General features: G+C 62.3%; 17 protein-coding genes. All 17 read left to right on the top strand.

Annotated features, from left to right (window positions below; genetic code table 11):
- The first annotated feature begins 31 nt into the window (after positions 1 to 31).
- Positions 32 to 1957, top strand: coding sequence for an acetyl-CoA carboxylase biotin carboxylase subunit (locus BW967_RS13465; protein ID WP_076485616.1), 1926 nt, complete (start codon positions 32 to 34; stop codon positions 1955 to 1957).
- A complete protein-coding gene (locus tag BW967_RS13460) occupies positions 1954 to 2601 on the top strand; it encodes a glutathione S-transferase family protein (RefSeq protein ID WP_076485615.1) in 648 nt (215 codons plus the stop codon). Before BW967_RS13465 ends, BW967_RS13460 begins: the two co-directional genes overlap by 4 nt.
- The gene (locus tag BW967_RS13455; protein ID WP_076485614.1) at positions 2594 to 3454 is read left to right on the top strand and encodes a hydroxymethylglutaryl-CoA lyase; all 861 of its coding nucleotides are present in this window, start codon (positions 2594 to 2596) and stop codon (positions 3452 to 3454) included. The genes BW967_RS13460 and BW967_RS13455 overlap by 8 nt, the downstream gene beginning before the upstream one ends.
- The gene (locus BW967_RS13450) at positions 3451 to 4233 is read left to right on the top strand and encodes a crotonase/enoyl-CoA hydratase family protein (protein WP_076485613.1); all 783 of its coding nucleotides are present in this window, start codon (positions 3451 to 3453) and stop codon (positions 4231 to 4233) included. The genes BW967_RS13455 and BW967_RS13450 overlap by 4 nt, the downstream gene beginning before the upstream one ends.
- 290 nt (positions 4234 to 4523) lie before the next feature.
- A complete protein-coding gene (locus tag BW967_RS13445; RefSeq protein WP_076485734.1) occupies positions 4524 to 4889 on the top strand; it encodes an NADH-quinone oxidoreductase subunit A in 366 nt (121 codons plus the stop codon).
- Positions 4880 to 5413 carry a NuoB/complex I 20 kDa subunit family protein gene (locus tag BW967_RS13440; RefSeq protein ID WP_076485612.1) on the top strand — a complete coding sequence of 178 codons (534 nt, stop codon included), beginning with the start codon at positions 4880 to 4882 and terminating at the stop codon, positions 5411 to 5413. The genes BW967_RS13445 and BW967_RS13440 overlap by 10 nt, the downstream gene beginning before the upstream one ends.
- Positions 5414 to 5425: 12 nt before the next feature.
- The gene (locus BW967_RS13435) at positions 5426 to 6025 is read left to right on the top strand and encodes an NADH-quinone oxidoreductase subunit C (protein ID WP_076485611.1); all 600 of its coding nucleotides are present in this window, start codon (positions 5426 to 5428) and stop codon (positions 6023 to 6025) included.
- 44 nt (positions 6026 to 6069) lie between these two features.
- Positions 6070 to 7311: an NADH-quinone oxidoreductase subunit D gene (locus tag BW967_RS13430; RefSeq protein WP_076485610.1), complete on the top strand. Its 1242-nt coding sequence runs from the start codon at positions 6070 to 6072 to the stop codon at positions 7309 to 7311.
- On the top strand, positions 7311 to 8576 hold the full coding sequence (locus tag BW967_RS13425; RefSeq protein ID WP_076485609.1) for an NADH-quinone oxidoreductase subunit E: 1266 nt from the start codon (positions 7311 to 7313) through the stop codon (positions 8574 to 8576). The genes BW967_RS13430 and BW967_RS13425 overlap by 1 nt, the downstream gene beginning before the upstream one ends.
- Positions 8577 to 8681: 105 nt before the next feature.
- Positions 8682 to 9314 (top strand): hypothetical protein, encoded by a 633-nt coding sequence (locus tag BW967_RS13420; RefSeq protein WP_076485608.1) that lies wholly within the window; start codon positions 8682 to 8684, stop codon positions 9312 to 9314.
- 175 nt (positions 9315 to 9489) lie between these two features.
- Positions 9490 to 10785 (top strand): NADH-quinone oxidoreductase subunit NuoF, encoded by a 1296-nt coding sequence (gene nuoF / locus BW967_RS13415; RefSeq protein ID WP_076485607.1) that lies wholly within the window; start codon positions 9490 to 9492, stop codon positions 10783 to 10785.
- Between the two features lie 5 nt (positions 10786 to 10790).
- Positions 10791 to 11162 (top strand): hypothetical protein, encoded by a 372-nt coding sequence (locus tag BW967_RS13410; protein WP_139327837.1) that lies wholly within the window; start codon positions 10791 to 10793, stop codon positions 11160 to 11162.
- A gap of 3 nt (positions 11163 to 11165) precedes the next feature.
- Positions 11166 to 11576: a hypothetical protein gene (locus BW967_RS13405; RefSeq protein WP_076485605.1), complete on the top strand. Its 411-nt coding sequence runs from the start codon at positions 11166 to 11168 to the stop codon at positions 11574 to 11576.
- On the top strand, positions 11576 to 12025 hold the full coding sequence (locus BW967_RS13400) for a hypothetical protein (RefSeq protein ID WP_076485604.1): 450 nt from the start codon (positions 11576 to 11578) through the stop codon (positions 12023 to 12025). Before BW967_RS13405 ends, BW967_RS13400 begins: the two co-directional genes overlap by 1 nt.
- Complete coding sequence (locus tag BW967_RS13395) at positions 12025 to 12297, top strand: hypothetical protein (protein WP_076485603.1); 273 nt, start codon at positions 12025 to 12027, stop codon at positions 12295 to 12297. Before BW967_RS13400 ends, BW967_RS13395 begins: the two co-directional genes overlap by 1 nt.
- A 61-nt stretch (positions 12298 to 12358) precedes the next feature.
- Entirely contained in the window at positions 12359 to 14359 is a 2001-nt protein-coding gene (nuoG, locus tag BW967_RS13390) for an NADH-quinone oxidoreductase subunit NuoG (protein WP_076485602.1), read from the top strand.
- Positions 14360 to 14362: 3 nt separating this feature from the next.
- Entirely contained in the window at positions 14363 to 14758 is a 396-nt protein-coding gene (locus BW967_RS13385) for a hypothetical protein (RefSeq protein ID WP_076485601.1), read from the top strand.
- Position 14759 lies beyond the last annotated feature (1 nt).

The following is a 14759-nucleotide window of genomic DNA, read 5'->3' as shown; positions in this document are numbered from 1 at the left end:
AGAGCCCCCGTCATGGCCAAGGGAGAGCGCCATGTTTTCCAAGATACTGATCGCCAACCGTGGCGAGATCGCTTGCCGGGTGATCGACACTGCCCGCAGCTTGGGCGTGGCGACGGTGGCGGTTTATTCCGAAGCCGATGCAGCTGCGCGCCATGTGGCACTGGCCGATGAGGCGGTGGCCATCGGTGGCCCGCGCCCGGCGAACAGCTACCTTCGGGGCGATGTGATCATTCAAGCTGCCCTGCAAACCGGCGCGCAGGCGATCCATCCGGGCTATGGGTTTCTGAGTGAAAACCCGGAGTTTGTCGAAGCGGTAGAAGCCGCAGGGCTGACCTTCATCGGCCCCTCGGCCAAAGCGATCCGCGCGATGGGGCTCAAAGATGCCGCAAAGGCGCTGATGGCCAAGGCGGGCGTGCCGGTGGTGCCGGGCTATCACGGCGAAAACCAAGACCCCGAGCATTTGGCGGGCGCGGCAGAGGCCGTGGGGTACCCGGTACTGATCAAGGCGGTGGCGGGCGGCGGCGGCAAGGGGATGCGGCGGGTCGAGCGGGCACAAGATTTCATGGAGGCGCTTCAAAGTGCGCAGGGAGAGGCGCAAACCGCCTTTGGAAACCCCGCCGTTCTCATTGAAAAATATATCGAAATGCCGCGCCATATCGAGGTTCAGGTGTTTGGCGATGGCACCCACGCGGTGCATCTTTTTGAACGCGATTGCTCGTTGCAACGCCGCCATCAAAAGGTGATCGAAGAGGCGCCCGCACCGGGCATGACCGAGGAAATGCGCGCCGCGATGGGGCAGGCTGCCGTGCGTGCTGCTGAGGCGATTGGCTACAGCGGCGCAGGCACGGTCGAATTTATCGTCGATGGGGCCGAGGGGCTGCGCCCGGATCGGTTTTGGTTCATGGAAATGAACACCCGCCTGCAGGTCGAACATCCGGTGACCGAGGCGATCACCGGCATAGATCTGGTGGAATGGCAATTGCGGGTGGCCAGTGGCGAGCCGTTGCCTGCGCGCCAAGACACTATTCAAATTCAAGGCCATGCTTTTGAAGCGCGGCTTTATGCCGAGGATGTGCCCGCCGGGTTTTTGCCCGCCACGGGGCAGTTGGCGCATCTTGCCTTTGCGCCGGGTGTGCGGGTGGAAACGGGCGTGCGGCCGGGCGATGTGATCAGCCCGTGGTATGACCCGATGATTGCCAAAATCGTCACCCATGCGCCCACCCGCGCGGCGGCGCTCAACCGTTTGGCAGTCGCGCTTGAGGCGACCGAAGTGGCTGGAACAACGACCAATCTTGCCTTTTTGGCCAGGCTTGCGCGGCATCCCGGCTTTGGCGCGGGGCAGGTGGACACCGGCTTGATTGGGCGCGAGATCGCGGCGCTTTCTGCGCCTGCCGAGGTGCCACCGCAAGCGCGAGCCTTGGCGGTGATTGCGGCGGCCGGGTTGCACGAAATGCCAACCGCGGGGTTCACCCTTTGGGCACCGCTGCGCCGCGCGGTGGCCTTTGAAGACCCCGCCTTTGTACAGGTCACCGGGCCGAACCGGATCACCGTAGAGGTTGGCGGCGGCAGTTATGATTGCGCGCTGCACCCCGATGGCTGGTGGGTGGGGGGCGTTAAAACCAAGGCGCGGTTCCATGTGGGGCCTGATGCCGTGACTGTGTTCATGCGCGGCGCGCATGTGTTCGCGCGGCCCGATCCGCTGGATCGTCAAGCGCATGGTCCGGCCTCAGATCTGACATTGGCGCCGATGCCGGGATTGGTGAAGGCGGTCTTCGTGGCGCCGGGGCAAAGGGTGGAACCGGGCGACCGCTTGGCGGTGCTGGAAGCGATGAAAATGGAGCATACGCTCTGCGCAGCGCGGGCAGGTGAGGTTGCACAAGTGCTGGTTTCGCCCGGCGCGCAGGTGGAGGCAGGCGCGCCCCTTATTCAACTGGCCGAAGAGGAGGCAGCGGCATGACCATCTTGCATCACGTGCCCGGATCGCGCTCGCATCGGGTGCTTTGGCTTTTAGAAGAGCTGGGGGAACCGGTCGATCTGCGCCTTTGGTCCTTGACCGGGGCCGATCTGCGCAGCCCCGAATTTCGCGCGCTCTCCCCCGCGGGGCGCATTCCGGCGCTGGAAATTGACGGGCAGGTGATCTTCGAATCCGGTGCCATCGTGCAATACCTGACCGAGAGCCGTGGGCGCTTTGCCCCCGCGCCGGGCGCGGCGGAGCGGCTGGCCTATCTCGAATGGCTGAACTTCGCCGAAACGCAAGCCAACATCCTGCAAGCGCTCAACATTCACCACATCTTTTTGCGCCCGGATGCGGCGCGCTCTGTGCCGTTGATGAAGCTTGATACCAAACGCTTGGCCGTCACCATGCAGGCCCTTGAAACGCATCTGACGGGGCGGGAGTGGCTCTTGTCTGAGTTTTCGGCCGCCGATTGCATGTTTGGTTTCAATATTGATGCGATGTTCCGCTTCGTGCCGCGCGACGGTTTTCCAGCGCTGGGCGCTTGGGTGGCACGGGCGCAGGCGCGGCCCGCCTATCAGCGCGCCGTCGAAAAGGGCGGGGCGAGCCTTTACGCGCAGGACTTTTACGAGCTGCCCGATGCGTGAGCGTGTGGAAATCGTCGAAATGGCGCCGCGCGACGGGTTGCAAAATGAAAAGCGGCTGATCGCGACGGCGGATAAGATCGCGCTCGTCGATGCGCTTTCCCAAGTGGGGTTTCAGCGGATCGAGGTCGCCTCTTTCGTCAGCCCCAAATGGGTGCCGCAAATGGCCGATGCGGCAGAGGTTCTAGCGGGCATTACCCGTGTGCCGGGGGTGCGCTACAGCGCGCTGACGCCCAATATGAAAGGGCTTGAAGGTGCGATGGCCGCGCGGGTCGATGGCGTTGCGGTGTTTGCCTCAGCCTCCGAGGGGTTCTCACAAGCCAACCTGAATTGTTCGATTGCGGAAAGTTTGGAACGGTTTCGCCCGGTGGTGGAGGCCGCAAAGGCTGCAAATCTGCCAGTTCGCGGCTATGTCTCAATGGTGACCGATTGCCCCTTTGATGGGCCGACGCCGCCCGCAAAAGTCGCACGGGTGGTGGCGCATTTGCGGGTGATGGGCTGCGATGAGGTCAGCCTTGGCGATACCGTGGGCCAAGCGCGCCCCGAAAGTATCACCGCGATGCTGGAGGCGGTGCTGCAAGAGATGGAGCCTTCACAATTGGCCGGGCATTTCCATGACACGGCGGGCCGCGCATTGGAAAATATCGCGGCGAGTTTGGCGCTGGGCCTGCGTGTCTTTGATGCGGCGGCGGGTGGGTTGGGGGGCTGCCCCTATGCGCCGGGGGCTGCGGGCAATGTCGCCACCGAAGCGGTGGCCAATCATCTGGCGTGGCTTGGCTATGACACCGGGCTTGACCGTGAAAAGCTCACCGAAGCCGCCGCGCTTGCGCGGGCGATCAAGGGAGGAAAGGCATGACCGAAACGATCCGGCTGGAACGCGATGCGCGCGGCGTGGTGACCCTGTGGCTTACCCGCGCGCAAAAGCACAATGCGCTTGATGCGCAGATGATTTCGGAAATCACGCAAGTGATCCGACATTTGGGCCATGATGCGAGCGTGCGCGTGCTGGTGCTGGCGGCAGAGGGCAAGAGCTTTTGCGCGGGCGGCGATCTGCGCTGGATGCAGGCCAATATGACCGCGAGCCCCGAAGAACGCGGCGCTTCCGCTCGTGCTTTGGCGGAAATGCTTGAGGCGGTGGACATTTGCCCCAAGCCCGTGATCGGGCGCGTGCATGGCAATGCCTTTGGCGGCGGCGTGGGGATGATTTCGGTGTGCGATGTCGCGGTCGGGGTGCAGGGGGCGCGCTTTGGGCTGACCGAAACCAAGCTCGGCCTGACGCCAGCAACGATCTCGCCTTACGTTGTGGCGCGGATGGGCGCAGCGAAGGCGCGGCGTGTTTTTATGTCGTCACGGCTTTTTGAGGCAGAGGAGGCGGTGGCGCTCAATCTGCTCGCCAAAGTGGTGCCTGAAGCGGATCTGGATGCTGCCGTAGAGGCCGAAGTGGTGCCCTATTTGGCCTGTGCGCCCGGCGCGGTGGCCGAGGCAAAAGCGCTTATTCGGATGCTTGGGGGGCGGTCCGACTCATCTCAGCAAGACGCGACCATCGCCGCACTGGTCAAAAGGTGGGAAGATGAGGAAGCAAAAGCAGGAATCGCCGCCTTTTTTGCCAAGGAACCGCCGCCATGGGCACTATGACCTTGTGAAGTGACGGAATCACAATACACTTTCACCAAGACGCTGATTCTCGACCTTTTCCTGCCTTTTGCGGGGGTGAGACTTGATGCCGCATTGCAGAATTCAGATGCTGCGGTTGCGACGGGCGCAAAAAACAGTGTGCATCGGTATACAAATTGTGCTTTACCCCCCGAAACTGGGCTGCGCTCGGTTGACCGGCATGGGGGGGGAGGCTATTCCTCGCATCAATCGGAAGCCGCACAAGCTGTGGCGGTACGCGACAAGGAGGGGGTCATATGCCAGAGGTGTTGATGCAAGGAATGTTGCGGGAATACCTGCCAATCCTCGTGCTTCTTGCAATGGCGATCGCATTGGGTCTGGTTTTGATCCTTGCAGCCGCAGTGATTGCCGTGCGCAACCCTGACCCGGAAAAGGTCTCGGCCTATGAATGCGGCTTCAACGCGTTTGACGACGCGCGCATGAAATTCGACGTGCGGTTCTACCTTGTGTCGATCCTGTTCATCATCTTCGATCTGGAAGTGGCCTTCTTGTTCCCTTGGGCGGTATCGTTCGGAGAAATCTCGATGACGGCCTTTTGGTCGATGATGGTGTTCTTGGGCGTGCTGACCGTCGGCTTTGCCTATGAATGGAAGAAGGGGGCGCTGGAATGGGCGTGATGACCGGGCCGAACACGGCCGCCGCCGATATGGATGTGGCGGCAGCCGCGCTCAACCGCGACCTGCAAGATAAGGGCTTCTTGCTCACCACCGCCGAAGACATCATCAACTGGGCGCGCAACGGCTCGCTGCACTGGATGACCTTTGGTCTGGCCTGTTGCGCGGTGGAAATGATGCATACCGCGATGCCGCGCTATGACGTGGAACGCTACGGGTTCGCGCCGCGCGCCTCGCCGCGCCAATCTGACGTGATGATCGTCGCGGGCACGCTGACCAACAAAATGGCCCCGGCGCTGCGCAAGGTCTACGACCAGATGCCCGAGCCGCGTTACGTGATCTCGATGGGGTCTTGTGCGAATGGCGGCGGGTATTACCACTACAGCTATTCGGTGGTGCGTGGCTGCGACCGCATCGTTCCGGTGGATATCTACGTTCCCGGTTGCCCGCCCTCGGCAGAGGCGCTGATGTATGGTATCTTGCAATTGCAGCGCAAGATCCGCCGCACCGGCACGCTGGTGCGCTGAGGAGGGCAGAGGATGAGCGAACTGCTGCAAGAACTGGCTGCGCATATCGAATTGAAGCGCGCCGATGATGTTGTCTCGACCAAGGTCGAGTTTGACGAACTGACTGTCACCGTCACGCCGGCGGGGATTTTGCGCTTTATCGAATTTCTGCGCGATGATCCGACCTGCAAGTTTTCGACGTTGATTGACATCACCGCGGTGGACTGGCCCGAGCGTCAGGCCCGGTTTGAGGTGGTGTGGCACTTCCTGTCGATGTGGCGCAACCAGCGCATCCGCGTGAAGGCGAGCGTGCGCGAAGACGAGATGTGCCCCTCGATCGTCGATGCTTTCCCGGTGGCCAACTGGTACGAGCGCGAAATCTTCGACATGTTCGGCGTGATGTTCTCGGGCCACCCCGATCTGCGCCGCTTGCTGACGGATTATGGCTTCCGCGGCCATCCGCTGCGCAAAGACTTCCCGACCACGGGCTATGTTGAGCTGCGCTATGATGAAGTGCTCAAACGTGTGGTCTATGAGCCGGTCAAGCTGACGCAAGAATATCGGCAATTCGATTTCCTGAGCCCCTGGGAAGGCGCGCATTATGTGCTTCCCGGTGACGAGAAACAGGGCTGAGCCGTGGCGAAGGCCCTGGCGGTGACGGAAGAAAGGTGAGGAGCATGGACGGCGACATCCGGCAGAATACCTATGACGACGGTTCGCACGATGTGCTGACTGGCGAGCAAAGCATTCGCAACTTCAACATCAACTTCGGCCCGCAGCACCCTGCGGCGCACGGCGTGCTGCGGATGGTGCTGGAGCTTGATGGCGAGATCGTCGAACGGGCGGACCCGCATATCGGGCTTTTGCATCGCGGCACCGAAAAGCTGATGGAAAGCCGCACCTATCTGCAAAACACGCCCTATTTCGACCGGCTCGATTATGTGGCACCGATGAACCAGGAGCATGCTTGGTGCTTGGCGATTGAGCGGCTGACGGGCACTGTGGTGCCGCGTCGCGCCTCGCTCATCCGCGTGCTGTTTTCGGAAATTGGCCGCGTTTTGAACCACCTTCTCAACGTCACTACACAAGCGATGGACGTGGGCGCGCTGACGCCGCCGGTCTGGGGCTTTGAAGAACGCGAGAAGCTGATGATCTTCTACGAGCGGGCCTGTGGGGCGCGTCTGCACGCGAACTACTTCCGCCCCGGTGGCGTGCACCAAGATCTGCCGCCCGCGCTGATTGATGACATCGAGCAATGGGCGCATGAATTCCCGCAAAAGCTTGATGATATCGAAGGGTTGTTGACCGAGAACCGGATCTTCAAGCAGCGCAACGCCGATATCTGCATCATCACCGAAAAAGAGATCACCCAATGGGGCTATTCGGGTGTGATGGTGCGCGGTTCGGGGCTGGCGTGGGATTTGCGTCGTTCGCAACCCTATGAATGCTATGATGAATTCGACTTCAAAGTGGCCGTCGGCAAAAACGGCGACTGCTATGATCGCTATCTTGTCCGCATGGCCGAGATGCGCGAGTCGACCAAGATCATCTTGCAAGCCGTTGAGAAACTGCGCGCGCCGGAAGGGCAGGGCGATATCTTGGCCCGTGGGAAAATGACGCCGCCGAAACGGGGTGACATGAAAACCTCGATGGAATCGCTGATCCACCACTTCAAGCTTTACACCGAGGGCTTCAAAGTGCCCGCGGGTGAGGTTTACGCCGCCGTTGAGGCGCCGAAGGGCGAATTTGGCGTCTATCTGGTGGCCGATGGCACCAACAAGCCCTACCGGGCGAAGATCCGGGCACCGGGCTATGCCCATCTTCACTCGATGGATGCCGTGGCCAAGGGCCACCAACTGGCCGACGTTTCGGCCATCATCGGCACGATGGATATCGTGTTCGGGGAGGTCGACCGCTAATGCTGCGCCGCTTGCATCATGAACAACCCGAAAGCTTTGCTTTCACGCCCGCGAACTTGGCTTGGGCCGAAGCGCAGATGACGAAATATCCCGAGGGCCGTCAGGCCTCGGCGATCATTCCGCTGCTGTTCCGCGCGCAAGAGCAAGAAGGCTGGCTGTCGAAACCGGCGATTGAATATGTCGCCGATATGCTGGGCCTGCCCTATATCCGCGCGTTGGAAGTGGCGACTTTCTACTTCATGTTCCAACTGCAACCCGTTGGTTCGGTGGCGCATATCCAGATTTGTGGCACGACCTCGTGTATGATCTGCGGTGCCGAAGACCTGATGGCGGTGTGCAAAAGCAAGATTGCCGCGCATCCGTTTGAACTGTCGGAAGATGGCAAGTTCTCGTGGGAAGAGGTCGAGTGCCTTGGCGCCTGCGCGAACGCGCCGATGGCGCAAATCGGCAAGGATTACTACGAAGATCTGACCGAAGAGAGCCTTGCTGGGCTTCTTGATGCGCTGGCCAAAGGGGAAACCCCGCGCGCGGGCTCGCAAACCGGGCGCTTCTCCTCGGAACCGGCGGGCGGTTTGACTGCTTGCATGGAAACCGCAGGCGAGAAAGAGGCGACGAACGGCTCTGTGACGCGTGCACTGTCGATTGGCGATGGCGTGAAGCGGATTGATGGCACCGAAGTGCCGCTGTCCGCACCGTGGCAAGCCGGTGGCCAGCTTGGTCCCATTGGCATGATGACCGCGCGTCCGAAAACGGCGGCGCAGCAGGCCGAAGAAAAGGCGAAAGCCGAAGCGGCGCCCGCCCCGAAGGCCGCGGCCCCCGCGCCGAAAGCGGCGCCGGAGCCGGTGGTGCATGTGGCCAAGGAAGAGGCGCCGAAACCGGTCGCCCCCAAGGCCGAAGAGCCGAAGGTGGAACCGACCCCGGAACCCACCCCCGCAAAGGCGAAAAAAGGGCCGGTGGTGCTGGAAGTCGACGCTGGTGAAGGTGTGCAGCCGCAAGGGCTTGATGCGCCGCGCGGCGACAAAGCCGATGATCTGAAAACGATCGAAGGCATTGGCCCGGTGCTGGAAGCTTTGTGCAATGACCTTGGCATCTATCACTTCGATCAGATCGCCAAATGGGGGGCCGATGAGATTGCTTGGATGGACAGCAACCTCAAAGGCTTCAAGGGCCGTGTGACCCGCGACAAATGGGTGGCTCAAGCCAAAATCATTACAGAGGAAGGCGTTGCGCGCTTCCTCGAACGCGCCAAGACCAACGATTACTAAGACGGAAGACTGAACTGACGAAAGACTTGGAAGACTAAATCAAACCACAAGAGCGGGGGCGAGACGTCCGCCCCAGCGCTCAGGAAGAGGGAAAGGAAAGGCAAAATGTCGATGAACGACGCTGAATGCCAAACTAATGCCCGGAAATTTGGGGGTGTCGTCGGTGCCATTATTTTTGTGGCGCTGTGGCAACTCGGCTCCAACTCGGTCGGCGCCGCCTTCGTGGCTGGCGTGGCCTCTGCGCTGATTGTTGCGCGCACCACCTGCTTCATCATGGGCTGCCTGCCCAAGAAAACCGAAATGACCCCGGACGAGGTGGCCGCCCTGCGCCGCTCGACCCCGGCGCCTGTTGCTGCCGCTGCCACGGCCCCGAAACCCGCCGCGCCCGCGAAACCGGCGGCGCCCGCCCCGAAACCTGCGCCTGTGGCTGAAAAGCCAGCGCCGGCGCCGAAGCCCGCTCCGAAACCGGAAGCCGCGCCGGCCCCGATGGCCAAGGCCGCGCCCGAGCCTGCAAAACCGGCGCCGCAACCCGCGCCCGCGCCGAATCCTGCGCCCGCAGCGGTGAAACCGGCAGCGCCCGCGGCTCAACCGGCACCGAAGCCCGCGCCTGCGGTGGCCGCAAAGCCCGCTTCGGCGCAACCCGCCAAGCCGGTTGAACCGGTTGGTGCGACGCCCGCGCCTGCGCCGAAATCGCCCCCGGCGGGTGGCGGTGCCAAGCGCAAGGGCCGCAAACGCTGACGCGCCAAGCTGCAGCGTAAGATAGCGCCGCTTGCGCCCCTCGGGGCGTGGCGGCACCCCGGGCAGGCGCCCGGTTCCGATCGGGCTTCGGCCCGGAACGGAGAGAGACATTCGCATCGGGCAACCGGTGCGGCGATGGCCGGACCCCGGCCGCGCGTTAATCGAGGGAACAGACATGCTGAAAGATCAGGACCGGATCTTCACCAACATCTACGGGATGCACGACCGCTCCTTGAAGGGCGCGATGGCGCGTGGGCACTGGGATGGCACGGCGGCGATTTTGGCCAATGGTCGGGACTGGATCATCGAGCAGGTCAAGGCCTCGGGGCTGCGTGGCCGCGGCGGTGCGGGCTTCCCCACCGGGTTGAAATGGTCCTTCATGCCCAAGCAATCGGATGGCCGCCCGGCCTATCTGGTGATCAACGCCGACGAATCCGAGCCCGGCACCTGCAAAGACCGTGAGGTCATGCGCCACGATCCGCATACGCTGATTGAAGGCGCGCTGATTGCGGGTTTCGCGATGGGGGCTTGTGCGGCTTACATCTACATTCGTGGCGAATATGTGCGCGAGAAAGAAGCGCTCCAAGCCGCGATTGACGAATGCTATGACGCTGGGCTGATTGGCAAAAACGCTTGCAAATCGGGCTATGACTTTAACGTCTATCTGGCGCATGGGGCCGGGGCCTATATCTGCGGCGAAGAAACGGCCCTTTTGGAAAGCCTTGAGGGCAAAAAGGGCATGCCGCGGATGAAACCGCCGTTCCCGGCGGGTTCGGGCCTTTATGGCTGCCCGACCACGGTGAACAACGTTGAATCGATTGCCGTTGTGCCGACGATCCTGCGCCGCGGCGCGGATTGGTACGCTTCGTTTGGCCGCCCCAACAACACCGGCGTCAAACTCTTTGCCATGTCTGGCCATGTGAACACGCCCTGCGTGATCGAAGAAAGCATGTCGATCTCGATGAAAGAACTGATCGAGAAACACGGCGGCGGCGTGCGTGGCGGCTGGTCGAACCTGAAAGCGGTCATCCCCGGCGGCGCGTCCTGCCCGGTGATCCCGGCGCATCTGTGTGAAGATGCGATCATGGATTACGACGGGATGCGCGAGCTGCAATCGAGCTTTGGCACGGCTTGCCTGATCGTCATGGATCAGCAGACTGACATCATCAAAGCGATCTGGCGGCTGTCGAAATTCTTCAAACACGAAAGCTGCGGCCAGTGCACGCCCTGCCGCGAAGGCACTTCGTGGATGATGCGGGTGATGGATCGTTTGGTGCGCGGCGAGGCCGAGATCGAAGAGATCGACATGCTGTTTGACGTGACCAAACAGGTGGAAGGCCACACGATCTGTGCGCTTGGCGACGCGGCGGCTTGGCCGATCCAAGGCCTGATCCGGCATTACCGCGAAGAGATCGAAGACCGTATCAAAGCCCGCAAAACGGGCCGTATGGGCGCGATGGCGGCGGAGTGATGCGGATGCGGGCCCTCATAACGGCAGCCTTGGTTGCCCTTGCCAGCCCCGCAGCAGCGGGTGTCGATGTGGTGTCGGTCGGTTTTGGCTTCTTCCCGAAGGGGACGAGCTGCCAGGTGTTCAACACCTCGGGCAAGGTCACGATGCGCGAGGGCCGCGACATCAAGTTTAAGATCAAAGGGGATACGGCGCGGCTGGCGTTTCGTTGCACGCAGCCCGATGGGCGCAGCTTTGAGGTGAACGTGGGGCGGTTGTTGCCGCAGGGCAATCATCGGCGTGTTTCTATGCAGATCAATCAAGACAATCACGCGCATGTGTTTTGGGATGACGGCGGCCTTCGCAAGTCGCTCGTTCCGGGCATTTTGGTTTGGAGATAAGCGATGACGTTCGGGGTCGGCATCACAGCAGGGATCGGGGGCGCGGCTTTGGCCGCTGCGCTCGCATGCCCCGCTTTGGCCGGTGCCGATCTGCGCGAGGGCGAATATTTCTTTGCCAACGGCCAATCTTACGTGGTGGCCGCGCAGCAAGAAGAAGACCAGGTTGAGGTGGTTGAGCGCTCTTCCAACGGTTTGTTCGCGGGGCCGGTGACGGTCTTTGTAACCCGTGGCAATGGCGGCTTTTTCACCGAAGCCGACCGGGCCGAGGCGCTGGCCGTGGCAAAACTTTACTGTGCGCGCAACGGACTTGGCATCTCGGATACACCCGAAGAGATCGTGATGAAGCGCGCCACCGCGCATGACAAGCCGGCCTTTGGCATGGTGGGTCTGTGCACTTGGGAAGGGGGGAATTGATGCGTTTTCCTTCTGCCCTGATGGCTCCCGTGCTGGTTGCCGCGCTCGCCACCCCGGCGGTGGCGGAGTACCACCCGCAAAGCGAGGGCGCGCGCGGCCATGAACCCGCGCTCAACCGTCATATCCGTATGAAGGAAGGCGCGACCGGGGCGCAGGTGCAGTATTTCAACAATATCATCACTGGCGGGATGGAGTGCCCAGAAGGCTCCACCAATGATGAAGGCTGCATCTACTGGGACGGTTGGCGCAACGTGTTTGAAGTGACGCTGGAAGGCGTGACCGAAACCGATGAGACCGAGCTGAAACTGGGTGTGATTTCCGCCATCGGCGCGGCCTGTCCCGGTGCCGAGGGTTTCTTGGCCGATGCCGCGCATGTGCAGGTGTTTGACGGGCATTTCTACACGCTGGAAGCCAATTGCCCGAAGATCGACGCAAAGGGGGGCAACTGATGCGCGCCCTTGCTTTGACCTTGCCGCTTGCCGCCTGCGCGCTGCCCGTCGGGCCCGATAGCATCGGGCCTTTGGCGGCGGTTGAGGGCTACACCGGGGCGATTATGGCGGACCATGCTTTGGTGGTCAGCCGCACCGCCCAGCCCTTTGGCTATGACGAAGGGGCCGAGGCGAAACGCGCTGCCAATGCGCTTTGCCGCGGTGCCGTGGCCTCTGGGCCCGAAGATAATTTCAGAGAGGGTCAATGGATCTTCCCGAGGGGCTGCGCATGAGCACCCAAAACGCCATTCACCGCGCGGCCCGCCGCGCCCAAGCCAAGTGACGGACGAGACCATGTCGAACACGCGCAAGATCATCATCGACGGTATCGAGGTCGAGGTCGATCGCAGCCTGACGATCATTCAGGCCTGTGAGCAGGCGGGCATTGAGGTGCCGCGTTTTTGCTACCACGAACGGCTGTCGATCGCGGGCAACTGCCGGATGTGCCTTGTCGAAGTGGTGGGCGGCCCGCCCAAGCCCACGGCCTCTTGTGCAATGCAGATCAAAGACCTGCGTCCCGGCCCCGATGGTGCGCCGAGCGTGATCAAGACCAATTCGCCGATGGTGAAAAAGGCCCGCGAAGGGGTGATGGAGTTTCTGCTCATCAACCACCCGCTCGATTGCCCGATTTGCGACCAAGGCGGCGAATGCGATTTGCAAGACCAAGCCGTGGCCTACGGGGCGGATTTCTCGCGCTACCGCGAGCCGAAGCGCGCGTCGGAAGACCTCAACCTCGGGCCGCTTGTGTCCACCTGCATGACGCGTTGCATCTCCTGCACCCGTTGCGTGCGCTTCACCACCGAGGTGGCGGGGATCACGCAAATGGGCCAAACCGGGCGCGGCAATGACAGCGAGATCACCAGCTATCTGAACTGCACGCTCGACAGCAACTTGCAGGGCAACATCATTGACCTGTGCCCAGTGGGCGCGCTGACCTCGAAACCCTATGCCTTCACCGCACGACCTTGGGAGCTGACCAAGACCGAAAGCATTGATGTGATGGACGCGCTTGGCTCCAACATCCGCATTGATGCCAAAGGCCGCGAAGTGAAGCGGATCGTGCCGCGCAACCATGATGGCGTGAACGAGGAATGGCTGAGCGACAAAGGCCGTTTCATTTGGGACGGTCTGCGCCGCCAGCGTTTGGACACGCCTTACATCCGTGAAAACGGCAAGCTGCGCAAAGCGAGCTGGGGCGAGGCGCTCGCCGCCGCCGCCGCCGCCATGAAGGGCAAGAAGGTTCTGGGTCTGGTCGGCGATCTGGTCTCCACCGAAGCCGCGTTCAGCCTGAAAACCCTGATCGAAAGCCTTGGGGGCAAGGTCGAATGCCGCACCGATGGCGCGCGTCTTCCGGTGGGCAACCGCTCGGCCTATGTGGGCAATGTGGCGATTGAAGACCTTGATGACGCCGAAGAGATCATTTTGATCGGCACCGATCCGCGCGTCGAAGCGCCAGTGCTCAATGCCCGCATCCGCAAGGCTTGGGCGAAGGGCGCGCAGGTTCGCGTGATCGGCCCCGCCGTTGATCTGACCTACGATTACGAACACGTCGGCACCGATCGCGCCGCGCTGGCGGGGCTGAAAGCCGCGCCGGGGGCGATTGTGATTGTGGGCCAAGGCGCTGTCTCGGAAGCCGATGGCGAGGCGGTGATCGCCAATGCGATGGCGCTTTCGGGCAAAATGCTGATGCTGCACACCGCAGCGAGCCGTGTTGGCGCGCTGGATGTGGGCGCGGTGACCGAAGGCGGGCTTCTCGCCGCGCTCGAAGGCGGTGTTGAGGTCATTTACAACATGGGCGCCGACGAGGTGGAAATCACCCCGGCCTCCGAAGGTGGCCCCTTCGTGATCTACCAAGGCAGCCACGGTGACCGGGGCGCTTCGCGCGCCGATGTGATTTTGCCGGGCGCGGCTTACACCGAAGAGCACGGGCTGTTTGTGAACACCGAAGGCCGCCCGCAACTCGCCTTCCGCGCGACCTTCGCGCCGGGCGAGGCGAAAGAAAACTGGGCGATCTTGCGGGCGCTTTCCGCCGAACTCGGCGCGAAACAGCCGTGGGACAGCCTTGCTGGCCTGCGCCGCGCGATGCTTGAGGCGGTGCCGCATCTGGGCCAAGTGGATCAGGTGATCGCCAATGATTGGACCCCGCTGGAGCGGCGCGACATGGGCAAGGCGAGCTTCCGGCTCGCTTTGGGCGATTACTACTTCACCAACCCGATCGCGCGCGCCTCTGTGGTGATGGCCGAATGTTCGGCGCTTGCCAAATCGCGTGGCACCGAAGCGGTGGCGGCGGAGTAAAGCATGAGCCGTTCGCCCCTGATCCTCGCGGCACTGCTTCCCGGCCTTCTGGCCGGGCTGAGCGCCTGCGCGGCAACCGGGGAGGGCGCGACAATCACCTATGAGGGGGTCGAGACGCGTTTGCTCGACAACGACCTTGTGGGGTTTGAGGTGGCGCTTTCGGGCACCACCAACCGGGCAAAGGCCACCGCCTATGCCACCTGTGCCGCCGCGCAATATGCGCAAATCCGCGGCTATGGGTTCGCGCGCCATGTGCGCACGACGGTGCAAAAGCGCGGCAACGGCCTAAGCGCCGACGCCGTATACCTAATTTCGGACGCAATCCCGCGGGGGCTGCGCACGATCGACGCGGAAGTGACGCTCGCCGATTGCGTTGAGCGCGGCATTCCGACGGTTTGAA

The sequence above is a fragment of the Rhodobacter aestuarii genome (genome assembly GCF_900156655.1).
Classification (GTDB): Bacteria; Pseudomonadota; Alphaproteobacteria; order Rhodobacterales; family Rhodobacteraceae; genus Rhodobacter; species Rhodobacter aestuarii.
The sequence above is the reverse complement of the archived record's forward strand: the minus strand, read 5'-3'. Positions and strand labels throughout refer to the sequence as shown.

What these genes read in the sequence shown, in the direction of transcription:
- BW967_RS13425 (WP_076485609.1), top strand. Translation starts at nt 7,311, where the DNA reads ATGCTGCGCCGCTTGCATCATGAACAACCCGAAAGCTTTGCTTTCACG.
- BW967_RS13435 (WP_076485611.1), top strand. Translation starts at nt 5,426, where the DNA reads ATGAGCGAACTGCTGCAAGAACTGGCTGCGCATATCGAATTGAAGCGC.
- BW967_RS13455 (WP_076485614.1), top strand. Translation starts at nt 2,594, where the DNA reads ATGCGTGAGCGTGTGGAAATCGTCGAAATGGCGCCGCGCGACGGGTTG.
- BW967_RS13395 (WP_076485603.1), top strand. Translation starts at nt 12,025, where the DNA reads ATGCGCGCCCTTGCTTTGACCTTGCCGCTTGCCGCCTGCGCGCTGCCC.
- BW967_RS13445 (WP_076485734.1), top strand. Translation starts at nt 4,524, where the DNA reads ATGCAAGGAATGTTGCGGGAATACCTGCCAATCCTCGTGCTTCTTGCA.
- BW967_RS13410 (WP_139327837.1), top strand. Translation starts at nt 10,791, where the DNA reads ATGCGGGCCCTCATAACGGCAGCCTTGGTTGCCCTTGCCAGCCCCGCA.
- BW967_RS13465 (WP_076485616.1), top strand. Translation starts at nt 32, where the DNA reads ATGTTTTCCAAGATACTGATCGCCAACCGTGGCGAGATCGCTTGCCGG.
- nuoF (WP_076485607.1), top strand. Translation starts at nt 9,490, where the DNA reads ATGCTGAAAGATCAGGACCGGATCTTCACCAACATCTACGGGATGCAC.
- BW967_RS13460 (WP_076485615.1), top strand. Translation starts at nt 1,954, where the DNA reads ATGACCATCTTGCATCACGTGCCCGGATCGCGCTCGCATCGGGTGCTT.
- BW967_RS13450 (WP_076485613.1), top strand. Translation starts at nt 3,451, where the DNA reads ATGACCGAAACGATCCGGCTGGAACGCGATGCGCGCGGCGTGGTGACC.
- BW967_RS13385 (WP_076485601.1), top strand. Translation starts at nt 14,363, where the DNA reads ATGAGCCGTTCGCCCCTGATCCTCGCGGCACTGCTTCCCGGCCTTCTG.
- BW967_RS13400 (WP_076485604.1), top strand. Translation starts at nt 11,576, where the DNA reads ATGCGTTTTCCTTCTGCCCTGATGGCTCCCGTGCTGGTTGCCGCGCTC.
- nuoG (WP_076485602.1), top strand. Translation starts at nt 12,359, where the DNA reads ATGTCGAACACGCGCAAGATCATCATCGACGGTATCGAGGTCGAGGTC.
- BW967_RS13405 (WP_076485605.1), top strand. Translation starts at nt 11,166, where the DNA reads ATGACGTTCGGGGTCGGCATCACAGCAGGGATCGGGGGCGCGGCTTTG.
- BW967_RS13440 (WP_076485612.1), top strand. Translation starts at nt 4,880, where the DNA reads ATGGGCGTGATGACCGGGCCGAACACGGCCGCCGCCGATATGGATGTG.
- BW967_RS13420 (WP_076485608.1), top strand. Translation starts at nt 8,682, where the DNA reads ATGTCGATGAACGACGCTGAATGCCAAACTAATGCCCGGAAATTTGGG.
- BW967_RS13430 (WP_076485610.1), top strand. Translation starts at nt 6,070, where the DNA reads ATGGACGGCGACATCCGGCAGAATACCTATGACGACGGTTCGCACGAT.